Origin of the sequence: Pseudomonas sp. Irchel s3h14, from assembly GCF_900187425.1 — a bacterium.
GTDB lineage: Bacteria > Pseudomonadota > Gammaproteobacteria > Pseudomonadales > Pseudomonadaceae > Aquipseudomonas.
This window is the reverse complement of record NZ_FYDJ01000003.1, coordinates 265,674-282,328: the sequence shown is the minus strand read 5'-3', so window position 1 is coordinate 282,328 and position 16,655 is coordinate 265,674. Positions and strand designations below refer to the sequence as shown.

Annotated in this window: 17 protein-coding genes and 1 riboswitch; of the genes, 7 read left to right on the top strand and 10 right to left on the bottom strand. The window is 60.1% G+C overall.

Going from position 1 to position 16,655, the window contains the following annotated elements:
• Positions 1-9 precede the first annotated feature (9 nt).
• Entirely contained in the window at positions 10-1,077 is a 1,068-nt protein-coding gene (locus CKW16_RS07980) for a putative urea ABC transporter substrate-binding protein (RefSeq protein ID WP_095127942.1), read from the bottom strand.
• A 61-nt stretch (positions 1,078-1,138) separates the two neighbouring features.
• Positions 1,139-1,239, bottom strand: a riboswitch (guanidine-I (ykkC/yxkD leader).
• 276 nt (positions 1,240-1,515) lie between these two features.
• Here CKW16_RS07980 and CKW16_RS07970 point away from each other — a divergent pair.
• Complete coding sequence (locus CKW16_RS07970) at positions 1,516-1,758, top strand: hypothetical protein (RefSeq protein ID WP_095128136.1); 243 nt, start codon at positions 1,516-1,518, stop codon at positions 1,756-1,758.
• Positions 1,759-1,925: 167 nt separating this feature from the next.
• Positions 1,926-2,420, top strand: a complete 495-nt coding sequence (locus CKW16_RS07965) for a hypothetical protein (protein WP_095127941.1) — start codon at positions 1,926-1,928, stop codon at positions 2,418-2,420.
• 59 nt (positions 2,421-2,479) lie between these two features.
• Here CKW16_RS07965 and CKW16_RS07960 read toward each other — a convergent pair whose 3' ends face one another.
• Complete coding sequence (locus CKW16_RS07960) at positions 2,480-3,583, bottom strand: enoyl-CoA hydratase/isomerase family protein (RefSeq protein ID WP_095127940.1); 1,104 nt, start codon at positions 3,581-3,583, stop codon at positions 2,480-2,482.
• 132 nt (positions 3,584-3,715) lie between these two features.
• Here CKW16_RS07960 and ung point away from each other — a divergent pair, with 132 nt between their 5' ends.
• Positions 3,716-4,408, top strand: a complete 693-nt coding sequence (gene ung / locus CKW16_RS07955) for a uracil-DNA glycosylase (RefSeq protein ID WP_095127939.1) — start codon at positions 3,716-3,718, stop codon at positions 4,406-4,408.
• A gap of 116 nt (positions 4,409-4,524) precedes the next feature.
• Here ung and CKW16_RS07950 read toward each other — a convergent pair whose 3' ends face one another.
• Genes CKW16_RS07950 through CKW16_RS07930 form a run of 5 tightly spaced genes read right to left on the bottom strand, consistent with a single transcriptional unit; the run spans position 4,525 to position 9,908 of the window.
• Positions 4,525-5,568 (bottom strand): AbrB family transcriptional regulator, encoded by a 1,044-nt coding sequence (locus CKW16_RS07950; RefSeq protein WP_095127938.1) that lies wholly within the window; start codon positions 5,566-5,568, stop codon positions 4,525-4,527.
• Positions 5,561-7,075, bottom strand: coding sequence for a tripartite tricarboxylate transporter permease (locus tag CKW16_RS07945; protein WP_095127937.1), 1,515 nt, complete (start codon positions 7,073-7,075; stop codon positions 5,561-5,563). The genes CKW16_RS07950 and CKW16_RS07945 overlap by 8 nt, the downstream gene beginning before the upstream one ends.
• A 1-nt stretch (position 7,076) precedes the next feature.
• Complete coding sequence (locus tag CKW16_RS07940) at positions 7,077-7,535, bottom strand: tripartite tricarboxylate transporter TctB family protein (RefSeq protein ID WP_095127936.1); 459 nt, start codon at positions 7,533-7,535, stop codon at positions 7,077-7,079.
• A 59-nt stretch (positions 7,536-7,594) separates the two neighbouring features.
• Complete coding sequence (locus CKW16_RS07935) at positions 7,595-8,572, bottom strand: tripartite tricarboxylate transporter substrate binding protein (protein ID WP_095127935.1); 978 nt, start codon at positions 8,570-8,572, stop codon at positions 7,595-7,597.
• Positions 8,573-8,615: 43 nt separating this feature from the next.
• A complete protein-coding gene (locus tag CKW16_RS07930; RefSeq protein ID WP_095127934.1) occupies positions 8,616-9,908 on the bottom strand; it encodes an OprD family porin in 1,293 nt (430 codons plus the stop codon).
• A gap of 234 nt (positions 9,909-10,142) precedes the next feature.
• Here CKW16_RS07930 and CKW16_RS07925 point away from each other — a divergent pair, with 234 nt between their 5' ends.
• On the top strand, positions 10,143-10,814 hold the full coding sequence (locus tag CKW16_RS07925) for a response regulator (RefSeq protein ID WP_008153060.1): 672 nt from the start codon (positions 10,143-10,145) through the stop codon (positions 10,812-10,814).
• Entirely contained in the window at positions 10,807-12,192 is a 1,386-nt protein-coding gene (locus tag CKW16_RS07920) for a sensor histidine kinase (protein WP_095127933.1), read from the top strand. The genes CKW16_RS07925 and CKW16_RS07920 overlap by 8 nt, the downstream gene beginning before the upstream one ends.
• A gap of 128 nt (positions 12,193-12,320) precedes the next feature.
• Here CKW16_RS07920 and CKW16_RS07915 read toward each other — a convergent pair whose 3' ends face one another.
• Positions 12,321-13,142, bottom strand: a complete 822-nt coding sequence (locus CKW16_RS07915; protein WP_046046131.1) for an HDOD domain-containing protein — start codon at positions 13,140-13,142, stop codon at positions 12,321-12,323.
• A 34-nt stretch (positions 13,143-13,176) separates the two neighbouring features.
• Positions 13,177-14,118, bottom strand: a complete 942-nt coding sequence (locus tag CKW16_RS07910) for a folate-binding protein YgfZ (RefSeq protein WP_095127932.1) — start codon at positions 14,116-14,118, stop codon at positions 13,177-13,179.
• Positions 14,119-14,267: 149 nt separating this feature from the next.
• Between CKW16_RS07910 and CKW16_RS07905 the strand changes: the two genes are divergently transcribed.
• On the top strand, positions 14,268-14,522 hold the full coding sequence (locus tag CKW16_RS07905) for a succinate dehydrogenase assembly factor 2 (protein WP_007944081.1): 255 nt from the start codon (positions 14,268-14,270) through the stop codon (positions 14,520-14,522).
• Positions 14,506-14,958 (top strand): protein YgfX, encoded by a 453-nt coding sequence (locus tag CKW16_RS07900; protein ID WP_095127931.1) that lies wholly within the window; start codon positions 14,506-14,508, stop codon positions 14,956-14,958. Before CKW16_RS07905 ends, CKW16_RS07900 begins: the two co-directional genes overlap by 17 nt.
• Here the strand turns inward: CKW16_RS07900 and nadB are convergent.
• Positions 14,927-16,543 (bottom strand): L-aspartate oxidase, encoded by a 1,617-nt coding sequence (gene nadB / locus CKW16_RS07895; protein ID WP_095127930.1) that lies wholly within the window; start codon positions 16,541-16,543, stop codon positions 14,927-14,929. The genes CKW16_RS07900 and nadB overlap by 32 nt on opposite strands.
• Between the last annotated feature and the right edge of the window lie 112 nt (positions 16,544-16,655).

Sequence of the window (16,655 nt, the reverse complement as noted above, 5' to 3'; positions counted from 1 at the left end):
TCCTCCTGATTACAGCTTGGCGTCGGCGGCCATCTGCACGTAGGTCGGGTCGAAGCGCAGCTTGAGGTTGGTCTTGTCGCCGCTGGTCACGCCGTTGGCGAACGCCATGCCGACCGCGCTAGTGTCCTTGGCGCCTTCACCCAGCAAGCCGTGCTGGAACGAGAACTCGGCGACTTTGCGCATGGTTTCCGGCAGTTGCTTGCTGGTGGAGAACGCCAGGGCTTCTTTGGGGGTGGCGAACAATTTGGTGGTGTCCAGTTGCGACTGGAAACCGGCCAGATCGGTGCCGGAAGCTTTGGCCATGTGTTCGAGGGCGGCTTTGCTGGCGGCGTTTTTGGCGTTCATCAACTCGACCACTTCAAACCAGGCGCCGGTCAGCGCTTTGCCCAGCGCCGGGTTGTCTTTGAGGGTCGATGAGTTGACCACCATCATGTCCATGATTTCGCCGGGGATCTGGCTGGAGTTGAACACTTCGGTCACCGCAGGCTTGGCCTTGATGTCCGAAAGCATCGGGTTCCAGGTGGTGACAGCGTTGACCTGATCGGTGTTGAAGGCAGCCGAGATGTCGGCGTCGGAGGTGTTGACCACTTTCAGGTCTTTCTCGGTGAGATCGACCGAATCCAGCGCCCGGGCCAGCAGGTAGTGGGAGACAGAAAGCTCCACCAGATTGACGTCCATGCCTTTGAGGTCGGTGACTTTCTTGCCGTCGCCCTTGAGCACAATGCCGTCGTTGCCGTTGGAGAAATCGCTGACGATCAGCGCTGTGCTGTCGACGCCGCCAGCCGCCGGAATGGTCAGCGCATCCATGTTGGTCATGGTGCATCCATCGAACTGGCCGGCGGTGTATTGGTTGATGGATTCGACGTAGTCATTGAGCTGCACCACATCGATCTTGATGCCGTACTTCTTCGCCCATTTGTCGACGATGCCTTGGCTGCCGGCGTATTCCCAGGGCATCCAACCGGCGTAGATGGTCCAGCAGACGCTGAAGTGGTCTTTCTGTGCGGCCTGGGACGAGACGCTCACGAAGGCTGCGAATGCAGCGGCGAGCAGGGCGGATAAACGAAGCTTGAGCATGGTGGTTCTCCAGTTGATCAAGGGCGGGCAGGAGTCAACGCGGCACCGTGAACGGTGGCTTGTCTCCCGGGCTTTTATCCCGCCGTGTAACCTCAACTGGAGGTCGCCAACTCTCGGACCAGACACTCGCCTTAGCGAGCCGGAACCCTAGTCAGCCATTGCAAATTGTGGTGCCGCGAACTGTGATGACTCCTGCACGTGTTTGCTAAAGCGAGAGCCGTGCCAAGTCGGCTTGAGCGCTCTAGCGTGGGCGATTACGCAGTTGGTGCGTTGGGAAGAGGTGGCGGCGCTGCCTTGAGATGGTGCGTGGGTGCACCGCAATGGATCGGGTCGGCCGCTGATCTGAAGGTCCAGGCGGCTCGGCACTCGGCGCAGCATTGCCAGTCAAAACAGGTGTCAGCCGGCCTGTTCCGGTTGTGGGTCTTTCAGGAGGCCGCCATGTTTCGTCGACTGTTGCTTGGTGTTGTTCTGGGTCTTGGGATATCCGGCTGCTACTACTATGCCGGTGGCTACGATGTGTACTCCGCGCCTTATTACTACCCCGGCTATTCCCCCTATTCCTACTATTACGGACCGCGCTATTACAACGGACCGCGCTTTTATGGTGGCTATCGCTACTACTATTGGGGCGGCCACGGGCCACGTCATTACGGTGGTGGATATCGCGGTGGCCACCATTAATCAGTGGGTGAATGGATGAAAAACCTTTCATCGGCGACTTGTTTCAATCTGTTTCTGGAACGCACCAGATTTGGAAAACGATGTCTGATCTTTCGACAGTCACCGAATAATTGACTGTCGCCTGCCAGCGTCGCTGGTGTGGCTCACTCGCGGTCCAGGAGGCCGCCATGTATCTGCGAATTCTTCTGATTGCTGTATTGGGATTGTCTCTTGGTGCATGCGTGCCCTATTCCGATGGAGGAGCCAGCTATTACAGTTCCGAGGTCTATACCTCGCCAGCCTATTATTCCGGTGGTGGGCCTTACTACTCAGACGGCGGTTATTACACGCAACCACGCCGGTACTACGCCCCGCCAGCGCGGTATTACCAGCCAACGCCGCGGTATTACCATCAGCCGCGGGTTTATCAACCGGCACCGCGGTACTACCATCAGCCGCGGGTTTATCAACCGGCACCACGCTATTACCAGTCGTCGCCACGAGCCGATTACCGGGCTCATCAGAATCGCGGCTGGGATGGCCATAACCGTGGCGGTTGGGACGGCCGTAACCGCGGTGGAAACAACGACTATCGCGGCGGCCATGGCGGACGCGACCACCGTGGCGGAAGGGGCGACCACAGCGGTCGCGGCGATCACGACGGCCGAGGCGGCCACCGTTAAACACTCATAAAAAAGCGGCGCATGAAGCGCCGCTTTTTTATGCCCGGATTTCAGTATTCCTACAGATCGGCCAGTGGATGCCGGCCCTCCCAGGCCTTGTGGAAATGCGCGTCTACCACTGCATCCGGCAGATTATTGATGTCTGGCCAGTGCCAATGTGGTTTTTGATCCTTGTCGATCAATCGTGCGCGCACGCCTTCGCTGAACTCAGGATGACGGCAACAGTTGAGGCTCATGGTGTATTCCATCTGAAAGACTTGAGCCAGCGACATGTGCCGGGCGCGGGCGATCTGTTCCCACACCAGATGAGCGGTCAGGGGCGAGCCTTCGCTCATGGTTTTCGCAGCACGGCTGAGCAGCAGATCCGTGTTGTCGCGCAGCTGGCTGATGGCCTTCCAGGCGCAGCGCACGTCACTGACATCCAGCAGCTCATCGATCTGCTGGCGTCGCGGTAACCACTGGGCTTCGGGTATTTGCGCGAGCGCTTCCTGCTGCAAGGCCTTGAGCAGGCTGTTCAGCTGCATCGGCGTCTGTTCCTGCCAGTTCAACTGCAGCAGGCCTTCCATCAGCTCTTCCTGCTGTTCATCGAGCAGGAAACGGTCGGCCAGGTCGAGATCGATCGCATCGCGACCGTTTATATGGGCGCCGGTCAGGCCGAGAAACAATCCGAGCTTGCCGGGCAGGCGAGACAGAAACCAACTGGCCCCGACATCCGGGTACAAACCGATACTGATCTCCGGCATCGCCAGACGGCTGCTCGGCGTAACAATCCGGATGCCCGCCCCTTGCAGCAGCCCCATGCCGCCGCCGAGCACATAACCATGCCCCCAGCAGATCAGTGGTTTAGGGTAAGTGTGCAGATTGAAGTCCAGGCGATATTCCGCCGCAAAGAAATGCGCGGCCAACGGCGGCACTTCGCCGGGATGAGCGCGACAGGCTTCCACCAGGCTGCGGACTTCGCCACCGGCGCAAAAGGCTTTGGCACCGTTGCCGCGCAGCACGACGCAGACGATTTGCGGTTCTTTGGCCCAGACGTCCAGTTGATCGCGCAAGGCGTTGATCATCGGCAAGGACAGGGCATTGAGGGACTTTTCGGCATCCAGGCTGGCGACTCCGATGCGTGCGCCGTCGGTGCCGGTGAGTTCTTCGAAGTGCAGATTCATCGTGACCTCGATCGGGAATTTGAGCGTTCAGTATGATCGCTATGTAGGAAAGTGCCGGATCTGCGTCAGATCAATTGACAAGCGTGATGGGCTTTCCTAGGGTTCGCCCCATTGTTTTTGCCGGATGTGACCATGACTGCTGACGACCGTATCAAACTCGAACCGAGCTGGAAGGAGGCACTGCGTGCCGAATTCGACCAGCCCTACATGGCAGAGTTGCGCGACTTCCTGCAAGAGGAGCGCGCGGCAGGCAAGGAAATCTACCCTCCAGGACCGATGATTTTCAACGCGCTCAATTCGACGCCGCTGGATAAAGTCAAAGTCGTCATCCTCGGCCAGGACCCGTACCACGGCCCGGGACAGGCCCATGGCTTGTGCTTCTCGGTGCAACCGGGCGTACCGGCGCCGCCGTCGCTGGTGAACATCTATAAAGAATTGAAACGCGATCTGAACATCGACATCCCGAGCCACGGTTGCCTGCAAAGCTGGGCTGACCAAGGCGTGCTGATGATCAACACCACCATGACCGTGGAACGCGCCAACGCCAACGCTCATGCGGGCAAAGGCTGGCAGCACTTTACCGATCGGATTATCGAAGTGGTCAGCGAACACCAGCCACATCTGGTGTTCCTGCTGTGGGGCGCGCATGCCCAGAGCAAGCAGAAACTGATTGATGCCACCAAGCACCTGGTGCTGACGTCGGTGCATCCGTCACCGTTGTCCGCCTATCGCGGCTTCCTAGGGTGCGGGCACTTCAGTCGCACCAATAAGTATCTGGAGCAGAATGGCGAAACGCCGATCGAGTGGCGATTGCCTCCGGTTTGATGCGTTGACCGAAAGGGCCCCTTCGCGAGCAAGCCCGCTCCCACATTTGACCGAGTCTGTCTGGACAACTCGGTCAAATGTGGGAGCGGGCTTGCTCGCGAATGAGGCGACTCGGTCTATCGGGGGGAATCCGGAACCCGATTCCAATACTTGAACAACGGCTCCGCCAGAAACAACACAAACAACAGCCGCATCACCTGCATCGCCGTCACCAGCGGCACCGACAACTGCAATGTCTCCGCCGTCAGGCTCATCTCTGCAATCCCGCCGGGCATCATGCCTAACGTCAGCGAACGCAAATCCAGGTGCGTCAGTGCACTCAACCCTAATGCCGCCAGCGTGGCGATCAACATGGTCAGCACCGTGCCAATCAAGGTCCGCCCCATAAAAGAAGGCGCACGCCGGAAAAACTGCCGATTGAAGTGACACCCCAATCCGCTGCCAATCAGCCATTGGCCGATCTGGCTGCCGCCGTTGGGCAAACTGATGTGCAGATCCCAGCCAATACTCACCGCCGCACTCACCAGCAACGGCCCGAACAGCCACGGATTGGGTTGACGCAACCGCTGCCAGCCCCAAGCAAGCAGGGCGCCCGCCGGGAACAGAATCGCCAGCCAGCGCCAGTCAACGGAAGTGGCATGGGACAACGGCGCACCGTCACCCAACAAATACTTGAACGCCGCCGGCACACACAGCACCACCACCAACACCCGCAGACTTTGCCCCGCCGCAACACGACTGAGCACAGCGCCGTTACGCGCGCCGAGGTTGACCATCTCCCCGGAGCCGCCGGGCATGCTGGAAAAGAACGCGGTGGCGCGATCTTCACCGGTACGCCGCATCAACCAGACCCCGACCACGGCCGACAGGCTGGTGACCAACGCACCGAAGAAGATCAAACCGAAGTGGCTCAGGACCTGCTCCATCACCACCGGGGTGAAGTGCAGGCCGATGCCGATGCCGACAATCCACTGGCCGCACTTGCGGCCGCCAGGGATTTCCGCCAATTGCCAGGGTGTCAGGCAACGCACCAGGATGATCGCCAGCAACGAGCCGACCATCCACGGCAGTGGCCAGCCGATCTGGCTGGCCAGGTAACCGCCCAGCAGACCGACCAGCGGGGTTCCCCACCAGGCTTTGAAGGGTGTTCGATCAGACATCGGCGATAACGCGCCGGGCGACCGAACGTTTGCGCCAGATCCGCAGGATCGGCACCAGCAGCATCACGACGATCAACGCCCAGACACCCATGGTGATCCCGCTCGACCAGAGAATCTCCAGCGAACCGTTGGAGATCGACAAGGCTCGGCGCAGGTTCTGTTCCATCAAGCCTCCGAGGATGAAGCCCAGTAACACTGGCGACAACGGAAAATCCAGCTTACGCAAAATGTAGCCGAAGATGCCGATGCCGATCATCAGGAACAGGTCGAAGGTGGTGGCATGCACCGCGAAAACGCCGATGGCGGTAATGATCGCGATCATCGGCACCAGCGCCCAGTTCGGCACGGCGAGGATGCGGGTGAAGATGCGGATCATTGGGATGTTGAGGATCACCAGCATGATGTTGGCGACAAACAACGAAGCGATCAGGCCCCAGACGATGTCCGGTTGCTGTTGAAACAGCAGAGGGCCAGGGGTGATGTTGTACAGCGACAGTGCGCCGATCATCACCGCCGTCGTGCCCGAACCCGGAACACCCAGCGTCAGCATCGGCACCAGAGCGCCGCAGGCTTCAGCGCCGATGGCGGTTTCCGGAGCGGCGAGACCACGCTTGTCGCCTTGTCCGAATTTTCCGCTTGGGCCCGCGATACGTTTCTCGGTCATGTAAGCCACGGCGCTGGCCAGTGTCGCGCCAGCACCGGGCAGCACGCCCATGATGAAGCCGAGCACACCGCAACGTATGTTCACCCAGAACACCGAAGCGGCCTCCTTGAAGTTGAACATCATGCGACCGGTGGCTTGGAACGCTTCCTGGCCACGGTGGGTTTTTTCCAGCAGCAGGAGAATTTCACTGATCGAGAACAGACCCAGCACCAGCACCACGAACTGAATGCCATCGGTGAGGTGGATGTTGTCACCGGTGAAGCGGTAGACACCGCTGTTGGCATCAATGCCGACCGTCGACAGGAACAGACCGATCAGCGCCGCAATAAACGTCTTGAGCGGTCGATCGCCAGCCATGCCGCCGAGGCAGACAATCGCGAACACCATCAGTACGAAATATTCCGCCGGACCGAAGGCAATCGCCCATTTCGCCAGAATCGGTGCGAACACCACCATCCCGCAGGTCGCAATGAAGGCGCCGATGAACGAACTCCACGCCGAAAGCGATAACGCAACCCCGGCCATCCCTTGACGGGCCATCGGGTAGCCATCGAGGGTGGTCATCACGGTGGAGGCTTCGCCCGGAATGTTCAACAGAATCGAACTGATCCGGCCGCCGTATTCGCAACCCAGATAAACCGCGGCCAGCAGGATCAACGCCGACTCCGGTGGCAGGCCGAGGGCGAAGGCGATCGGGATCAGCAACGCCACGCCGTTGATCGGACCCAGGCCGGGGAGCAGGCCGACGACGGTGCCGATCAGGGTGCCGCTGAGTGCGGTCACCAGGTTGTAAGGGGTCAATGCGACGCCGAAGCCGTGACTCAAATAACCAAGCGTATCCATATCAGTTCTCCAGAACGTCGAGCAGGCCCAGAGGCAGTGGCACGTCCATGACTTTGTCGAACAGCAGGTACAGACCGATGCTCATCAGGCTGATGATCACCGCGCTCGGCAACCAGCGTCCGCCGTACAGGCGCGCCATCGGAATGCCAATCAGCATGCTGCTGAGGATGAAACCCAGGGGTTCGAACAGCCCGGCAAAGATCAGCAACAACAGCACGCAAATACCGATTTTGTTCAGGGTTTCGCGATCCATCGGCGGATCTTCATCGGTGTGTTTGATCGGCGAAGGGCGATACACCATGTAAACCAACCCCAGGCCCATCAGCCCCAGCATCAACAGGGGAAAGGCTCGTGGGCCGATTGGTTCGTAGGAAAAAGGTGCCTGGTAGGGCCAGGCCATCAGCACCAGGCTGAGACAGGCCACCAACAGCATCGAAGCAAAAATGCGTTGTAAGAGCATGGGAAACTCCTGTGCCGCAGCCCTCCAGAACGGGGGCCGCAGCCGCTAGACAGAGGCGATCACTGAATCAGGCCGAACTCTTTGGCCAGCACTTTGTAGTCCGTGACCTGCTTCTTCACGTAGGTGTCCAGCTCCGGGCCGGTCATGGCGAACGGGAACAGTTCACGCTGATCGCGCAACTTGGCGAACTCTTCGGAAGCCAGCAGCTTGTCGAAAGCGTCTTTCCACCAGGCGTAGTCTTCGTCGCTGACCTTTGGCCCGAGATAGAAGCCGCGAACCACTGGCCAGACGATGTCGTAGCCTTGCTCTTTGGCGGTCGGGATGTCTTTCATTTCCGGCTCGTCCAGACGCTTCTCGGAGAACACGGCCAGCAGGCGCATGTCACCGCTCTGGATGTGCGGCATGGAGTCGGAGATGTCGGTGCTGCCGACCTGGATGTGGCCGCCGAGCAGGGCGGTGGCGATTTCACCGCCGCCTTCGAGGGCGACGTAACGCAGGTCGCGCGGGTTGATCCCGGCAGCCTTGGCGATCAGGGCGGTCTGCATCCAGTCCTGGCTGCCGACGGTGCCGCCGGAGCCGATCACCACTTTGCTCGGATCTTTCTTCAACGCCTGAACCAGATCGTCCAGGTTCTTGTAAGGCGAATCGCTTTTCACCGCGATGGCGCCGTAGCTTGTTCCAACCGCCGCCAGCCAGCGCACGGCATTTTCATCAAAACGGCCGAACTTGCCTTGGGCCAGGTTCAACAGCGAACCGCTGGACCACGCTACCAGCGTACCAGCGTCGGCCGGACGCTGAGCGACCACCGCGTTGTACGCCACCGCGCCGACACCGCCGGGCATGTAGGTCACGCGCATCGGTTTGGTCAGCAGTTTCTGATTCACCAGCGCGCTTTGCGCCAGTTTGCAGGTCAGGTCGAAACCGCCGCCTGGCGAGGCCGGGGCGATGCACTCCGGGCGTTTCGGTTCGGCCATCAATTGGCTGGCAAACAGTACACAGCTGGCGGCGAGAGCAACTTTACGCAGTGATAAGTTCATTTGAGTCTCCACGGGCATTCATTATTGTTATTGAACGTGATGTTTACCAAAGGGCAACGCTATAGCTCACCAGCAGACGCACTTCATCGGCATCGCGAGCGGAGTAGTTGGAGCGGTAAGTGGCATTACGCAGGCGCACGGCGACATCCTTGAGCGCGCCGCTTTGTACGACGTATTTGATCTCGGTGTTGCGTTCCCACTCTTTGCCTTCGTCACCGTTCTTGAGCTTGATGTTGTCGCCGCTCAGGTAACGGCTCATGAAGCTCAGACCCGGAATGCCGAGTTTGGCGAAGTCATAGTCGTAACGTGCCTGCCAGGAACGTTCTTCGGCGCCGGCAAAGTCGTTGATCTGAACGAAGTTGACCAGGTACGGGTCACTGCCATCGACATAAGGGAACGCGCTGTCGCCGGACATGTGCTGATAGCCGGCGCTGAATTTATGCCCGCTCAAGGCGTAGCTCACCAAGCCGTTGAGGGATTTGTTGTCGATATTGCCGCCACGGGCCGCGCCCTGGTCATCACTGATGGCCAGGCGCAGATCGGTGCCGAAAGTGCCGGGGCCGAATTTTTCCGAGGCCACCATGCCGAGGAAGTGCTGGTTATAGACCTCATCGAGTTGGGCGAAGTGGTAGCTGCCGGTGATCTTGTCGGTGAACTTGTAGTCCACGCCGCCAAAGTCGAAATGCTTGCCGGCTGCGGTACCAGCAAAGCGGCTGTTCTTGTTGTTGAGGGCGATGTCCTCGAAGTCGGTGCTGTCGCGGTCCTTGGCTTTCTCCAGACGCCCGCCGGTGAAGGTCAGGTTCTTGATCTCTTTGGAGGTCAGCAGGCCGCCTTCGAAGGTCTGCGGCAGGATGCGCCCGTCGTTGGCCTTGAGGATCGGCAGTTCCGGAATCAGGCTGCCGATTTTAAGTTCCGTGGCGGAGATTTTTACTTTACCGGTCAGGCCGAGCTTGGAATATTCATCCGCCGCGCGACCGTCGTCATGGGTCGGCAACAGGCCGGTACCAGTGCGATCCGGACTTGAATCGAGTTTGACCCCCAGCATGCCCAGCGCATCGACACCGAACCCCACGGTGCCGTCGGTGTAACCCGATTGCAGGTTGAGCATGAACCCCTGAGCCCATTCGTCCCGCTTGGATTGCTGGGCGCTGGTACCGTCGCGAAAGTCGCGGTTGAAATACATGTTGCGGGTTTCGAGGGTTGCCGTACTGTCTTCGAAGAAGGCTGCCTGGCTCAACGGCGAAAAGCCGGCGAGGGCGGCGGCGCTGGCAAGGGCGGTGTGGCTGAGGCGGGAAAAGCGAGCAGGCGGGCAAGCCTGTAGCTGCATGGACAGCATCTTGAAGTACTCCGTTTATTGTTCTTATTGGCGAAAACGCTTCGAGGCGTTTTTCGTACGCTATGTGCGGTAGCGACGGGCAGTCGAAACTGTCCGTGGCTGGACTCTAACCGGCCAACCTTTCGCTAACCTTTCAGCTGACTTTCACGGTTTTCGGGCTTCACAGCGGCGGTTGCGGCTGTAAACTCCGCGCCAAAGAATGGCGTCGACCATCCCTGAATGAGGTAAAGATCCATGCGTGTTCTGCTCGTCGAAGACCATCTGCAGCTCGCCGAAAGTGTCGCCCAGGCGCTCAAGAGCACCGGGTTGACCGTGGATGTGCTGCACGACGGCGTGGCGGCCGACCTGGCGTTGAGCAGCGAGGAATACGCCATGGCGATCCTCGACGTCGGCCTGCCGCGCATGGATGGCTTCGAAGTGCTGGCGCGCCTGCGGGCGCGGGGCAAGAACCTGCCGGTGTTGATGTTGACCGCCCGCAGCGACGTCAAGGATCGGGTCCACGGCCTGAACCTCGGCGCTGACGATTACCTGGCCAAACCTTTCGAACTGACCGAACTCGAAGCCCGGGTCAAAGCCTTGCTGCGCCGCAGTGTGCTCGGCGGTGAACGCCTGCAGCGCTGCGGCGTACTGGCCTATGACCTGGACACTCGGCGCTTCACCCTCGGCGAAGAATTGCTGACCCTGACCTCCCGCGAGCAGGCAGTGCTCGAAGCCCTGATCGCCCGTCCCGGTCGAGTGATGAGCAAGGAGCAACTGGCCTCGCAAGTATTCGGCCTGGACGAAGAAGCCAGCCCCGACGCCATCGAGATCTATGTCCATCGCCTGCGCAAAAAGCTCGACGGCCAACCGGTGGTCATCGTGACCTTCCGCGGTCTCGGCTACTTGCTGGAAAGCCGCGATGCATAAGCCCAGCAGCCTGCGCTGGCGGTTGCTGTGGAATCTGGCGCTGTTGCTGGTGGTGTTGATGCTGGCGAGTGGTTTGAGCGCTTACTGGAACGGTCGCGAAGCTGCCGACACCGCCTATGACCGGACCTTGCTAGCCTCGGCGCGGACCATCGCGGCGGGCGTCTCCCAGCGCGACGGCACGCTGAGCGCCGACGTGCCGTACGTGGCCCTCGACACCTTCGCCTACGACAGTGCGGGACGGATTTTTTACCTGGTCAACGACATCAATCAGAAGCTGATCTCGGGCTACGAAAATCTGCCGCCACCGCCGCCGGGAACCCCGCGCACCGATGACTATCCGGCACTGGCGCGTTTCTATAACGCCAAGTACCAGGGGCAGAACGTACGCGTGGTGAGCCTGCTCAAACCCGTGAGCGAGCCGAACATGAACGGCATGGCGGAAATCCGCGTAGCGGAAACCGATGAGGCGCGGGTCAGCATGGCCCGCAGCCTTGCAGCGGACACTCTGTTGCGTTTGGGCATGCTGGCGATCGGTGCGTTGTTGCTGGTGTGGTTTGCGGTCAGCGCCGCGTTGCGTCCGCTGGAACGCTTGCGCACCGCGGTGGAAGAGCGTCAGTCGGACGATCTGCGGCCGTTGCCGTTGGTGGAAGTGCAGCACGAATTATGGCCACTGGTGCGCGCGCTCAATCACTTCACCGAGCGCCTGCGCGGGCAGTTCGAGCGTCAGGCGCAGTTCATCGCCGATGCCGCCCATGAGCTGCGTACTCCCCTGGCGGCGCTGAAGGCACGACTGGAGCTGGGTTTGCGCTCGACCGAACCGGAAACCTGGCGCAATACGTTGGAAACCGCCGCCCAAGGCACGGACCGATTGACCCACCTTGCCAATCAATTGCTCTCGCTGGCACGGGTCGAAAATGGTGCCCGGGCCATCGCCGAGGGCGGGGCGCAGTTGCTTGACCTCAGTCAGCTGGCGCGCGAACTCGGCATGGCCATGGCGCCGCTGGCCCACGCACGCGGTGTGGCGCTGGCGCTGGAAGCGGACGAACCGGTGTGGTTGCGCGGCGAGCCAACGCTGTTGAACGAACTGTTGAGCAATCTGGTGGATAACGCGCTGGCGCACACGCCGTCGGGTGGCAACGTGATTCTTCGGGTCACGGCACCGGCCGTGTTGGAGGTTGAGGACGATGGCCCAGGCATTCCTCTTGAAGAGCGCGATCGGGTATTCGAGCGCTTTTACCGGCGCAACCAGCAGGTGGCCGGTTCGGGGTTGGGGCTGGCGATTGTCGGTGAGATCTGCCGCGCACACCTGGCTCAAATCAGCCTGCACGATGGCGAACAGGCCGGGTTGAAGGTGCGGGTGAGTTTTATCGCCGGGTAGTTTTGTGGTGTCTGGACTGGCCCATTCGCGAGCAAGCCCGCTCCCACATTCGACCGCATTTCTCTTGGAAGAACCGGGTCGAATGTGGGAGCGGGCTTGCTCGCGAAGGGTGCGACGCGGTCTCTTGATCAGTAAAACATCGACCGCGACTCTTCCAGATCGCGGCACATCGCCTCGTTCTCCGGATCGATCCCCAGCTTTTTGAACGCCGGCACGCTGAATGCGTCGATGCGCGCGAGAGGATGGTCGGTGTCCTTGTGGCAATACAGGCTGGCCACTTGCACCAGATCGACATAATCGACCCGCTCGGACTGTCGATTGAAGTCCAGATAAAGCCCCGGCACCTGTACCAGCATTTCCGGAAACTCCCAGACCCTGAGCAGTTTGTCGCCGAGCAGGGGATGAATGTGGTCGATCACATGGTTGAGGCTGACCGGGTCAGCCAGCAGTTCATAGTGATCTTCGGCGTAGGTCAGGATCGGCAACACACCGATCTGGTGCACCAGTCCACCAAGGGCTGCCTGGTCGGGCTTGAGTTGCGTGTATCTGCGGCACAATGCATAGCTGATCCCGGCGATTTCCAGGCTTTTGCGCCAAACATCGCGCATTTTCTGTTCTACCACCTCGGAGCGGGCATGGAAAATCTGTTCCATGACCAGACCGATGGCCAGGTTGCTGCTGTAATTGATGCCCAATCGAGTGATTGCCGTGTGCAGGTCAGTGACTTCCTGGGTCGCGCGCAACAGCGGGCTATTGACCACTTTGATCAGACGCGCCGACAGCGCGGTATCGCGGCCGATCACTTTGCTCAGGGTGCTGACACTGATTTCCGGGTCTTCAGCGGCCTTGCGAATCTGCAGGGCCACTTCCGGTAACGTTGGCAGAACCAGGTCATCGTTATCGATGGCCTCAACCAAATCCTGTTGGACCTTTTCCGCCAGCTCGCTCATTTCGTTTCTCTAGGTATTGCGACAAATGCTGCTGTTAACGCTGGATTTCGCGATCGCGATCCAGTTCGTAAGGCAGGTCGAGCAGGTGCAGGGCTGGCCCTTCGAGCGCGCCCAGATGGATATCCCCCCCTTCCGCTGCTTCGGCTTGCAGCACGGCCAGGAGTTCAATGTTTTGCCCGGCGTTGGCGGCCAGCACCACTTCGCCGATCGAGCTGCCGTGGGTAGGGGAAAACAATTGTGTGCCAGGTTCAGGCAACTCGTTGGCATCCAGTTTCAGGCGATACAAGCGGCGCTTGAGTTTGCCCAGGTACTGCATGCGCGCGACGATTTCCTGGCCGGTGTAGCAACCTTTCTTGAAGCTCACGCCACCCACGGCTTGCAGATTGAGCATCTGCGGGATGAACAGCTCGCGAGTGCTCGGCATGACCTGACCGATCCCGGCGCGGATCTGGCCCAACAGCCATTGATTCAGATCGCCTTCGGCCAATACCGCGGACAGCTTGCCCTTGATAAGGTCGGCCTGGTCGGCGGCGACCCAGAGTTCGGCGCGGTCCGGCGAGACGCGAATGGCGATCAAGCCGTCATTGCGCGCGACGCTGTCGGTGTCGGCCGGAAGATCAAGACCGAGGCTGATCAGTGCCGCATCGCCATGGCCCACGCCGAAGCGGACCCAGGCGGCGCTTTCATCGGTCAGTTTGGATTTGGAAAACACCGCGTACTTTTTCAGGTCCGCCAGTTGCGGTTCCAGCAGTTCGGTGGCCATGGCCATCAGAACGCCGTCGCCTTCCAGCAGGATGCGGAAACTCGACTGCATCCGGCCCTTCTGCGTGCAGCGGGCACCGAGGCTGGCCTGGGTGTCACTCAGGTAATTGAGGTTGCAGGTCAATTGGCCTTGCAGGAATTTGCCGGCATCCGCGCCGCGTACTGCGAGAACGCCTTCGTGAGACAGGGTGCAGAAAAAAGCAGAATCGGCCATGGGTCATCGCAGGGTAAAGAGTCTGGGGGACATCATAAGGGTGCGCTCTCGAAATGGGTAGTTCACAAAGGATCGTTGGTGGCCGACCAAAGCCGAGTGTTCGACTGTGCCTGGGGCTGTATACTTGCCGCCTATTTGAGGAGCGCTCCATGGTCGAAGATGTTGAACTGAATCGCCTCTACTGGCACAGCCGCCGCGGCATGCTTGAGCTTGACGTGTTGCTGGTACCGTTCGTGAAAGAGGTCTATCCGCACCTCAATGATGTCGACCGCGATTGCTACCGCAAGCTGCTCGAATGCGAAGATCAGGACATGTTCGGCTGGTTCATGGAACGCGCCGAATCGGAAGATCCGGAGCTTCAGCGCATGGTTCGCATGATTCTGGATCGTGTCCAGCCCAAGTAATGCGTTCGAATGCCGCTGGCATGCCTCGCGGCAATTGCTGGCGGCGTATCTTCTGGCCCAGCTGTTCGCGCTGGGTTCGCTGTGCCTTCTCTCTATACCGGTCTGGGCCAGTCTGCTCGGCGCTTTTTGCTGTCTGGCTCACGGCGCTTGGGCGTTACCGCGACAGATTCTGCTGACACACCCAAGGGCATTTCGCGGCTTGCGTCGCAATGCCGATGGCTGGCAGTTGTGGAATCAGGAGGAGGGTTGGCAATCGGTGCAGCTACGACCGGACAGCCTGGCGCTACCTTTGCTCGTTGTTTTGCGTTTTCGACTGCGAGACGAGCGGCGGGTCAGATCAATCTGCGTTCCCCGCGACTCGCAGGCGACGGATCTGCACCGGCGCCTGCGGGTTCGGCTCACGTTCAGTCGACGTAGGTGGGCGGCACCAGAATAGTGTCCAGGGCAACCGGCAGCATGTTCGGATAGTCGAGGGTGTAATGCAGGCCGCGACTTTCCTTGCGTTCCATGGCTGACTGGATCATCAGCTCGGCCACTTGGGCCAGGTTGCGCAGCTCGATCAAATCCCGACTGACCTTGTAGTTGCTATAGAACTCGTCGATTTCATCCAGCAACAGACGCACGCGGTGCTGTGCCCGTTGCAAGCGCTTGTTGGTGCGCACAATGCCGACGTAGTCCCACATGAATCGCCGCAGTTCGTCCCAGTTGTGCGCAATGATCACGTCTTCGTCGGAATCGGTGACCTGGCTCGCATCCCAGACGGGCAGGGCGATCGGAATCGAAACCTGCGGCAGTTGTTCAAGAATGTCCGCCGCCGCCGAGCGCGCGTAAACGAAACACTCGAGTAACGAGTTGCTGGCCATGCGGTTGGCGCCGTGCAGGCCGGTGAAGCTGGTTTCGCCAATGGCATATAGCCCCGGCACGTCGGTACGACCCTGTTGATCGACCATCACGCCGCCGCACGTGTAGTGCGCCGCCGGAACCACCGGAATCGGTTGCTTGGTGATGTCGATGGAGAATTCGAGGCAGCGTTCGTACACCGTCGGGAAGTGAGTCTTGATGAACGCTTCCGGCTTGTGGCTGATGTCCAGATAGACGCAATCGACGCCCAAGCGCTTCATTTCATGGTCGATGGCCCGGGCGACGATGTCGCGCGGGGCCAGCTCGGCGCGAGGGTCGAAGCGTTGCATGAAGCGTTCGCCGTTGGGCAGCTTCAGGTGTGCGCCTTCGCCGCGCAGGGCTTCGGTGATCAGGAAACTCTTGGCTTGCGGGTGATACAGGCACGTGGGGTGGAACTGGTTGAATTCCAGATTCGCCACCCGGCAGCCCGAACGCCAGGCCATGGCAATGCCATCACCGCAGGCGCCGTCGGGGTTACTGGTATAGAGATAGACCTTTGCCGCGCCGCCGGATGCGAGGATCACAAAGCGAGCGGCGTAGGTGTCGACTTCACCGGTCCCGCGATTGAGGACGTAGGCGCCGAGGCAGCGATCACCTTCAAGGCCCAGGCGCTTTTCGGTGATCAGGTCGACCGCGACCCGCTGTTCCAGCAGTTCGATGTTCGGTCGTTGCCTGGCCTTGTCGAGCAAGGTTCTGAAAATCGCTGCGCCCGTGGCATCGGCGGCATGGATGATGCGCCGATGGCTGTGACCGCCTTCGCGGGTCAGGTGGAACTCGAATCCGCCATCTTCGGTGCCGGACTGTTCATCGCGGGTGAAAGGCACACCTTGGTCGATCAGCCATTGAATCGCCTCTTTACTGTGCTCAACGGTAAAGCGCACAGCGTCTTCGTGGCACAGGCCGCCGCCGGCATTGAGGGTGTCATCGACATGTGATTCAACGGTGTCGGTGTCATCCAGGACGGCAGCGACGCCACCCTGGGCCCAGAACGTCGAGCCATTGGCGAGGTCGCCTTTGCTCAGTACGGCGATGCGCAAATGACCGGGCAAGGTCAGCGCAAGGCTCAAACCGGCAGCGCCGCTGCCAATGACCAGAACATCATGTTGAAACTGTTGGCTCATTTCAGGATTCCGCTCAAAGCGACCCGGGTCGGGGTTGGCGCAAGACACCTGGATCGGCGAGTCAAGACAGCCACACAGCCCACTAGTATATAGAGGGGGGGAGCGGCACAAT

Bases quoted from the DNA above. Each gene is read 5' to 3' on its own strand.
- CKW16_RS07980 (WP_095127942.1), bottom strand. From the start codon at position 1,077: ATGCTCAAGCTTCGTTTATCCGCCCTGCTCGCCGCTGCATTCGCAGCC.
- CKW16_RS07970 (WP_095128136.1), top strand. From the start codon at position 1,516: ATGTTTCGTCGACTGTTGCTTGGTGTTGTTCTGGGTCTTGGGATATCC.
- CKW16_RS07965 (WP_095127941.1), top strand. From the start codon at position 1,926: ATGTATCTGCGAATTCTTCTGATTGCTGTATTGGGATTGTCTCTTGGT.
- CKW16_RS07960 (WP_095127940.1), bottom strand. From the start codon at position 3,583: ATGAATCTGCACTTCGAAGAACTCACCGGCACCGACGGCGCACGCATC.
- ung (WP_095127939.1), top strand. From the start codon at position 3,716: ATGACTGCTGACGACCGTATCAAACTCGAACCGAGCTGGAAGGAGGCA.
- CKW16_RS07950 (WP_095127938.1), bottom strand. From the start codon at position 5,568: ATGTCTGATCGAACACCCTTCAAAGCCTGGTGGGGAACCCCGCTGGTC.
- CKW16_RS07945 (WP_095127937.1), bottom strand. From the start codon at position 7,075: ATGGATACGCTTGGTTATTTGAGTCACGGCTTCGGCGTCGCATTGACC.
- CKW16_RS07940 (WP_095127936.1), bottom strand. From the start codon at position 7,535: ATGCTCTTACAACGCATTTTTGCTTCGATGCTGTTGGTGGCCTGTCTC.
- CKW16_RS07935 (WP_095127935.1), bottom strand. From the start codon at position 8,572: ATGAACTTATCACTGCGTAAAGTTGCTCTCGCCGCCAGCTGTGTACTG.
- CKW16_RS07930 (WP_095127934.1), bottom strand. From the start codon at position 9,908: ATGCTGTCCATGCAGCTACAGGCTTGCCCGCCTGCTCGCTTTTCCCGC.
- CKW16_RS07925 (WP_008153060.1), top strand. From the start codon at position 10,143: ATGCGTGTTCTGCTCGTCGAAGACCATCTGCAGCTCGCCGAAAGTGTC.
- CKW16_RS07920 (WP_095127933.1), top strand. From the start codon at position 10,807: ATGCATAAGCCCAGCAGCCTGCGCTGGCGGTTGCTGTGGAATCTGGCG.
- CKW16_RS07915 (WP_046046131.1), bottom strand. From the start codon at position 13,142: ATGAGCGAGCTGGCGGAAAAGGTCCAACAGGATTTGGTTGAGGCCATC.
- CKW16_RS07910 (WP_095127932.1), bottom strand. From the start codon at position 14,118: ATGGCCGATTCTGCTTTTTTCTGCACCCTGTCTCACGAAGGCGTTCTC.
- CKW16_RS07905 (WP_007944081.1), top strand. From the start codon at position 14,268: ATGGTCGAAGATGTTGAACTGAATCGCCTCTACTGGCACAGCCGCCGC.
- nadB (WP_095127930.1), bottom strand. From the start codon at position 16,543: ATGAGCCAACAGTTTCAACATGATGTTCTGGTCATTGGCAGCGGCGCT.